Source organism: Aureimonas sp. AU12 (assembly GCF_001463705.1).
Taxonomy (GTDB): domain Bacteria; phylum Pseudomonadota; class Alphaproteobacteria; order Rhizobiales; family Rhizobiaceae; genus Aureimonas.
On record NZ_BBWH01000044.1, the window covers coordinates 117,953 to 124,425 of the forward strand.

Annotated in this window: 6 protein-coding genes and 2 tRNA genes; 5 read left to right on the forward strand and 3 right to left on the reverse strand. The window is 64.7% G+C overall.

Translation table 11 applies throughout. From position 1 onward, the window contains the following. Positions 1-103 precede the first annotated feature (103 nt). Together AUL33_RS18460 and AUL33_RS18465 are read left to right on the forward strand one after the other, a co-directional pair. On the forward strand, positions 104-1,207 hold the full coding sequence (locus AUL33_RS18460) for a TRAP transporter substrate-binding protein (RefSeq protein ID WP_062211760.1): 1,104 nt from the start codon (positions 104-106) through the stop codon (positions 1,205-1,207). 180 nt (positions 1,208-1,387) lie between these two features. Then, complete coding sequence (locus AUL33_RS18465; RefSeq protein WP_062211763.1) at positions 1,388-2,473, forward strand: TRAP transporter substrate-binding protein; 1,086 nt, start codon at positions 1,388-1,390, stop codon at positions 2,471-2,473. Positions 2,474-2,550: 77 nt separating this feature from the next. On the opposite strand, the gene AUL33_RS18470 is transcribed toward AUL33_RS18465, so the two are convergent. Continuing rightward, positions 2,551-4,137: a TRAP transporter large permease subunit gene (locus tag AUL33_RS18470; protein WP_062211766.1), complete on the reverse strand. Its 1,587-nt coding sequence runs from the start codon at positions 4,135-4,137 to the stop codon at positions 2,551-2,553. 24 nt (positions 4,138-4,161) lie between these two features. Further along, entirely contained in the window at positions 4,162-4,701 is a 540-nt protein-coding gene (locus AUL33_RS18475; RefSeq protein WP_062211769.1) for a TRAP transporter small permease subunit, read from the reverse strand. Positions 4,702-4,873: 172 nt separating this feature from the next. Here AUL33_RS18475 and AUL33_RS18480 point away from each other — a divergent pair, with 172 nt between their 5' ends. After that, positions 4,874-5,128, forward strand: coding sequence for a hypothetical protein (locus AUL33_RS18480; protein WP_062211772.1), 255 nt, complete (start codon positions 4,874-4,876; stop codon positions 5,126-5,128). Here the strand turns inward: AUL33_RS18480 and AUL33_RS18485 are convergent. After that, the gene (locus AUL33_RS18485) at positions 5,118-5,972 is read right to left on the reverse strand and encodes an RNA methyltransferase (protein ID WP_062211775.1); all 855 of its coding nucleotides are present in this window, start codon (positions 5,970-5,972) and stop codon (positions 5,118-5,120) included. The genes AUL33_RS18480 and AUL33_RS18485 overlap by 11 nt on opposite strands. A gap of 190 nt (positions 5,973-6,162) precedes the next feature. Here AUL33_RS18485 and AUL33_RS18490 point away from each other — a divergent pair. After that, positions 6,163-6,247 (forward strand) — tRNA-Tyr (locus AUL33_RS18490). A gap of 20 nt (positions 6,248-6,267) precedes the next feature. Further along, a tRNA-Gly gene (locus AUL33_RS18495) sits at positions 6,268-6,341 on the forward strand. Positions 6,342-6,473 lie beyond the last annotated feature (132 nt).

Genomic DNA, 6,473 nt, shown 5'->3' on the forward strand with positions numbered 1-6,473 from the left:
TGCCAGAAATCGGGCGATCTCGCAGCGTCCGTTCGATCGGACGGTTGTAGGCGTGGCAAATTTTCTAGGGCATAGGGAGGGCTGCTCAAAACGGGAGGACTGCATGGATCGTCGCCAATTCATTCTGAAGACCGCCATTGCCGGCGGCGGAGCCGCAGCTGGCGTTTCGCTGGCGGCACCGGCCTTGGCGCAGGATGCGCCCGCCATCCGCTGGCGCATGACGTCGAGCTTTCCGAACACGCTCGATACGCTGTTCGGTTCGTCGCAGCTTTTCGCCAAGACCGTCTCGGACCTGACCAACGGCCAGTTCAAGATCGACGTGTTCCCTGCCGGCGAACTCGTGCCCGGCCTCGCTGCCCTAGATGCCGTGCAGGACGGCACGGTCGAGGCCGCTCACTCGGTTCTCTACTACTACGTCGGTAAGGACCCGACCTTCGCGATCGGCTCGGCGATCCCGTTCGGCCTGAACGCTCGCCAGCAGAACGCGTGGCTCTACTATGGCGGCGGTAACGAGGCGATCAACGGCTTCCTCGATACCTACGGCGTCGTGGCCCATCCCGGCGGCAACACCGGCACGCAGATGGGCGGCTGGTTCCGCAAGGAGATCAATTCGGTCGCCGACCTGCAGGGCCTGAAGATGCGTATCGCCGGCATCGCCGGTCAGGTTCTGGCGCCGCTCGGCGTGATCGGGCAGCAGCTCGCGGGCGGCGACGTCTACCCGGCGCTGGAGCGCGGGACGCTGGACGCCACCGAGTTCGTCGGACCCTACGACGATGAGAAGCTCGGCTTCTACCAGGTGGCCCCGTACTATTATTACCCGGCGTTCTGGGAGGCCGGCCCGACCGTCCACTACATCTTCAACAAGGCGAAGGTGGAGGAGCTGCCGGCGGCCTACAGGGCGGCGCTTGATGCCGCCGCCGCGCTCTGCAACACGCGGATGCTCGCCGACTACGACGTCAAGAACATGCGCGCCATCCGCTCGCTCGTCGGCAAGGGCGTGCAGCTTCGTCCGCTACCGCGCGACGTGCTCGATGCCGCCTATGATTCGTCGCAGAAGCTGTATGCCGGGCTCAACGAATCGAACCCGAAGTGGAAGGCTATGTACGAGCCCTGGTCGCAGTTCCGCAGTCAGGTCTTCGAGTGGTTCCGCGTCGCCGAGTATACGAACGACACCTACGGCTATTCGCGTCAGGCGGCTGGCCAGTAGAGCGATCACCGCTTCGTGTTGTCTTGGAAGGGTCGGCCATCGATGGCCGGCCCTTTTTTCATCCGCAAGGGCGGATCCGGCACCCGTCGAGCGCTTGCGCAGTTCGGTGGCCTCGGCTCTCATGGCGTCCTACCCCGGGAGGGGGTGAACGGGAGGAAACGCGTGGATCGTCGAAAGTTTATGCTGAAGGCCGGCGCTGTGACGAGCGGGGCTGTTGTCGGTACCGGTCTTGCCGCGCCGGCGCTGGCGCAGGGGGCGCCGGAGGTTCGGTGGCGTCTGACGTCGAGTTTCCCGAACACGCTGGATACGATCTTCGGCGGGGCGGAGGCGCTGTCGAAGGCGGTGTCCGAGATCACCGGCGGGCGGTTCACGATCGACGTGTTCCCGGCGGGCGAGTTGGTGCCGGGGCTGCAGGCGCTCGATGCGGTGCAGGACGGCACGGTCGAGGCTGCTCACACGGCCTGCTACTACTATGTCGGCAAAGACCCGACTTTCGCGATCGGCGCGACGATCCCGTTCGGCCTCAACGCCCGCCAGCAGAACGCCTGGCTCTACCACGGCGGCGGCAACGAACTGTTCGATACGTTCCTCGCCGGCTACGGCGTGAAGGGACTGCCCGGCGGCAACACCGGCGTGCAGATGGGCGGCTGGTTCCGCAAGGAGATCAATTCGGTCGCCGACCTGCAGGGTCTCAAGATGCGGATCGCGGGTCTCGCGGGCCGTGTCGTCGAGCCCTTGGGCGTCGTGCCCCAGCAGTTGGCCGGCGGCGACATCTATCCGGCGCTGGAGCGGGGGACAATCGACGCCACCGAATGGATCGGCCCCTATGACGACGAGAAGCTCGGCTTCTATCAGGTCGCGCCGTACTACTATTATCCGGCGTTCTGGGAGGGCGGCCTGACCGTGCACTTCCTGTTCAACAAGGAGAAGTACGAGGCGCTGCCGCCCGAGTACAAGGCGGCGCTCGATACGGCGGCGAAGGCCGCCAACATCAACATGCTGGCCCTCTACGACGTGAAGAACATGGGCGCGATCCGCTCGCTCGTCGGCAAGGGTGTCCAGCTTCGCCCGCTGCCGCGCGACATTCTCGATGCGTCCTACGATTCGGCGATGAAACTTTACGCCTCGCTGTCGGCGAGCAACCCGAAGTGGAAGGCCATCTACGAGCCTTGGGGCCAGTTCCGCTCGCAGAGCTACGAGTGGTTCCGGGTCGCCGAGTATTCTTACGACACCTACGTCTACTCGCAGCAGGCTGCCGGGAAGTAGCTGAGGTCGACGCGGAGATCGAAACGAAAAGGCCGGCGGATCATCTCCGCCGGCCTTTTCCGTTGTCTTGTGCTGTGTCAGCCGCCGGAGGGCGCCGGCGACGCTCCGAAGGACGGGGCGGCCGGGGTCTGGCTTGAAGGCGCACCGAAGGACGGCGCCGCGGGGGCTCCGAACGAGGGTGCGGCCGGTGCCCCGAAGCTCGGTGCAGTCGGTGCGCCGAAGCTGGGCGCAGCCGGAGAACCGAAGCTTGGTGCGCCGGGATTGGCGTTGCTGGCGCCCGACGGCCCACCGGGCATCGGGATGTTGATCTGGATCGTCGAGGGATCGACCAGCACTTCCTTCTTGAGGAAATAGGTCACCGACTGCGGCCAAAGGATCAGCACTGCTACGAGAACCAGCTGCAGACCCAGCCACGGGATCGCACCGAGATAGATGTCGGAGCTCTTGATCGAGGCCGGTGCGATGCCGCGCAGGTAGAAGAGCGCGAAGCCGAAGGGCGGATGCATGAACGAGGTCTGCATGTTCACGCAGAGCAGGACGCCGAACCAGACGAGATCGATGCCGAGACTGTCGGCCACAGGGGCCAGCAGCGGCACGATGATGAAGGCGATCTCGAAGAAGTCGAGGAAGAACGCGATGAAGAAGATGAAGATGTTGACGAAGATCAGGAAGCCGACGACGCCGCCCGGAATGTGAGACAGGAGGTACTCGATCCAGTGGCCGCCATCCATGCCCTGAAACACGAGACTGAAGACCGTCGAGCCGAGGAGGATGAAGACGACCATCGACGTCAGGCGCATCGTCATCGCCATGGCCTGACGTGTCAGGCTCCAGGACAGACGGCCGTGCAGCGCCGCGAGAAGGATGGCGCCGACCGAGCCCATCGCGCCGGCTTCCGTCGGCGTGGCGAGACCCATGAACATCGTGCCGAGCACGAGGAAGATCAGCGCCAGTGAGGGAATCATGCCCTTGGCGACCTGCCAGATCAGAGCCTTGCCACTCTTCGTGCGCGCTTCAGGCGGTAGCGGCGGCATCTTGTGCGGCTGCAGCTTCGAGACGACGAAGATGAAGGCGAGGAACAGGGCGATCTGCAGGAGCGAAGGGCCGATCGCGCCGGCATACATGTCGCCGACCGAGCGGCCGAGCTGGTCCGCTAGGATGATCAGGACGAGCGAGGGCGGGATCACTTGCGTGATCGTGCCCGACGCCGCGATGACGCCGGTGGCCAGCCGCTTGTCGTAGCCGTAGCGCATCATCACCGGCAGCGAGACGACGCCCATCGCGATGACCGAGGCCGCGACCGTGCCGGTGATCGCGCCGAGAATCGCGCCGACGATGACGACGGCATAGGCGAGACCGCCGGGGATCGGGCCGAAGAGCTGACCGGCGCCTTCAAGGAGATCCTCCGCCAGTCCGCAGCGCTCGAGGATGGCGCCCATGAAGGTGAAGAAGGGAATCGCCAGCAGGAGATCGTTGGAGATGACGCCGTAGAAGCGCAGCGGCAGCGCGTTCAGCAGCGAGGGGCTGAAATGGTCGAACACCACGCCGAGCACGCCGAACAGCATGCCAACCGCCGCCAGCGAGAAGGCGACGGGGAACCCCATGATCAGGAAGGCGATCATGCCGCCGAACATCAGCGGCGGCATCGGGCCGTATTCAAACATCGAGGAAGCTCCCGGTCCGGCCGATCACTGCAGCGGCTTTTCGTATTTCGTCTCGAGCGTGATCAGCCCGGACAGCGCCGCGAACCGCTTGATCAGTTCGGAGAGCCCTTGCAGGAACAGCAGCCCGAACCCGAGCGGCAGCATCGCCTTGGCCGGCCAAAGAATGAGGCCGCCGGCATTCATCGACCCTTCGCCTGTGATGAAGGAGCGCCAGAAAAACGGAAACGTCAGGCTGAACAGGAAGGCGATCACCGGCAGGAACAGGACGAGGAAGCCGAAGACGTCGATGTAGATCCGCCCGCGCGGCGACAGCGCGGAATAGAGGAGATCGACGCGGACGTGCTCGTTCATCCGCAGCGTATACGAGGCGCCGAGAAGCACGATGCCGGCAAACATGTACCACTGGACTTCGAGCGCGCCGTTCGAACTGATATTCAGCGCGTATCGGAGCAGCGCGTTGCCAGCACTGATCAGCACGGCCACCAGCACCAGATAGTCCGCGATCACGGCGAAGCCGGCGGTCAGCCGGTCCACAGCCCGGCTGAAGGCGAGCAAAACTCCCATCGTTCCCCCCGAAACATCTTGGCGTCCGCCTGCCGATCCTCGTATGCCCGGCAGGCTCAGGGCTGCTGCCCTTCGCACCCGTGGGCCTACGATAGAAGGTCAAGGCATTGCCAGCATTTTTTCGCCGGTCCGTCGATCGTGAAGCGGCGCGGTCGGTCAAGGACGGCACCGGATGAGCGATCTCGATCGACGCATCGAGCGTCAGGGCGCGACGGTCGCCAGACTCGCGCGACAGTTGCAGTTCGAGCGGCTGATGCTGCAGCGACTGCGTCAGCGTGCGGGGATCCAGGGCAGAGGCAACGCCACCGAAGCAGAGCCTGCTGCCGTAATAGGGTCGATCAGCGAGGTCTATGCGGCGGCGTTGCTGAGGCAGATCGAAGCGGATGCGCCCGCCAGGGCGGCCGCCGAGCCCGACGTCAAGCCATGAACCGACGCGCGGCGTAGAGACCGACGGCGGCGGCATTCGAGACGTTCAGCGACCGAATGGCGCCGGGAACCTCGAGCCTTGCGAGCATATCGACGGTCTCACGCGTCTTCTGACGAAGGCCCTTGCCCTCGGACCCGAGCACGAGCGCAAGGCGCTTCGTCGTGAACGCGGTTTCCAGTTCGACGCCGCCATCCGAATCGAGCCCGATCGTCTGGAAGCCCCGCTCTGCGATCTCGACCAGCGCTTCCGCCAGATTGGTGATCTGGATGTAGGGGACGAGTTCGAGCGCGCCCGACGCGGATTTGGCGAGAACGCCCGATTCCTGCGGCGAATGCCGGGATGTCGTCACCACCGCACCAGCGCCGAAGGCGACGGCCGAGCGCAGGATGGCGCCGACATTATGTGGATCGGTTACTTGATCGAGCACCAGAACGAGATCGGTTTCGCCGAGGTCGGCGAGCCGGCGCACGGCCAGCGGATCGGTTTCCAGCATGGCGCCCTGATGAACGGCCTCGCTGCCAAGCTCCGAATCGAGGAACCGGGGCTCGACGATCTCCAGCGGGCAGGGTGGGTTGCCCTCTTCGATCTCCAGCCGGTTCAACGCATTGCGGGTGCAATAGAGGCGGTGCAGCACGCGTGCGGGGTTGGCGAGAGCCGCCTCGACGGTGTGGATGCCGTAGAGCCGAACCCTGTCGGCGGGCGTCGGCTTGCCGGGCCGGGCAGCCTTGCGGGCCGGCACAGAAGGGGCAGGGCCGGACTTGTCGGCATTCTGCTCCCTGTAGGCGCGACGCAGGTTCGCGTAGTGGGAGTCCTTGGGCGTGTGGGTCGGCTTCTTGTCGGTCATGATCGCCTTCTAACCCAGTTCGGCGCTGCCCGGTATCGCGGAATGCGCCAACTGCGCAGAGGCTGTGGAGAGGCGGAAGTTTGCGCCGGGGGCATGTTGACACCGGTCCGAGCGGATTGCATAACGCCGCTCGAAACGAGGCGGTCCCGCCGCCCCGGTTCACTTGCGCATGAAGCCCTGCAGCAGTTCTGGAGGGATGCCCGAGTGGTTAAAGGGGACGGACTGTAAATCCGTTGGCTTAGCCTACGTTGGTTCAAATCCAACTCCCTCCACCACTGCCGGCAGGGTTTCGCATGCGGGTATAGCTCAGTGGTAGAGCAGCAGCCTTCCAAGCTGAATATGCGGGTTCGATTCCCGCTACCCGCTCCAGTTCCCCCGTGAACGCTGCGATATTTGCGTCAGCTCGGCCCAAGCCGATGGGGGCAGCGCTTGTATTTCGATTCCACCCTCGCTATGTCGCGGCCCTGTTCTCGTAAGCCTCGTGAAGTGGAAGACAACGAC

Bases quoted from the DNA above. Each gene is read 5' to 3' on its own strand.
- AUL33_RS18460 (WP_062211760.1), top strand. From the start codon at position 104: ATGGATCGTCGCCAATTCATTCTGAAGACCGCCATTGCCGGCGGCGGA.
- AUL33_RS18465 (WP_062211763.1), top strand. From the start codon at position 1,388: ATGCTGAAGGCCGGCGCTGTGACGAGCGGGGCTGTTGTCGGTACCGGT.
- AUL33_RS18470 (WP_062211766.1), bottom strand. From the start codon at position 4,137: ATGTTTGAATACGGCCCGATGCCGCCGCTGATGTTCGGCGGCATGATC.
- AUL33_RS18475 (WP_062211769.1), bottom strand. From the start codon at position 4,701: ATGGGAGTTTTGCTCGCCTTCAGCCGGGCTGTGGACCGGCTGACCGCC.
- AUL33_RS18480 (WP_062211772.1), top strand. From the start codon at position 4,874: ATGAGCGATCTCGATCGACGCATCGAGCGTCAGGGCGCGACGGTCGCC.
- AUL33_RS18485 (WP_062211775.1), bottom strand. From the start codon at position 5,972: ATGACCGACAAGAAGCCGACCCACACGCCCAAGGACTCCCACTACGCG.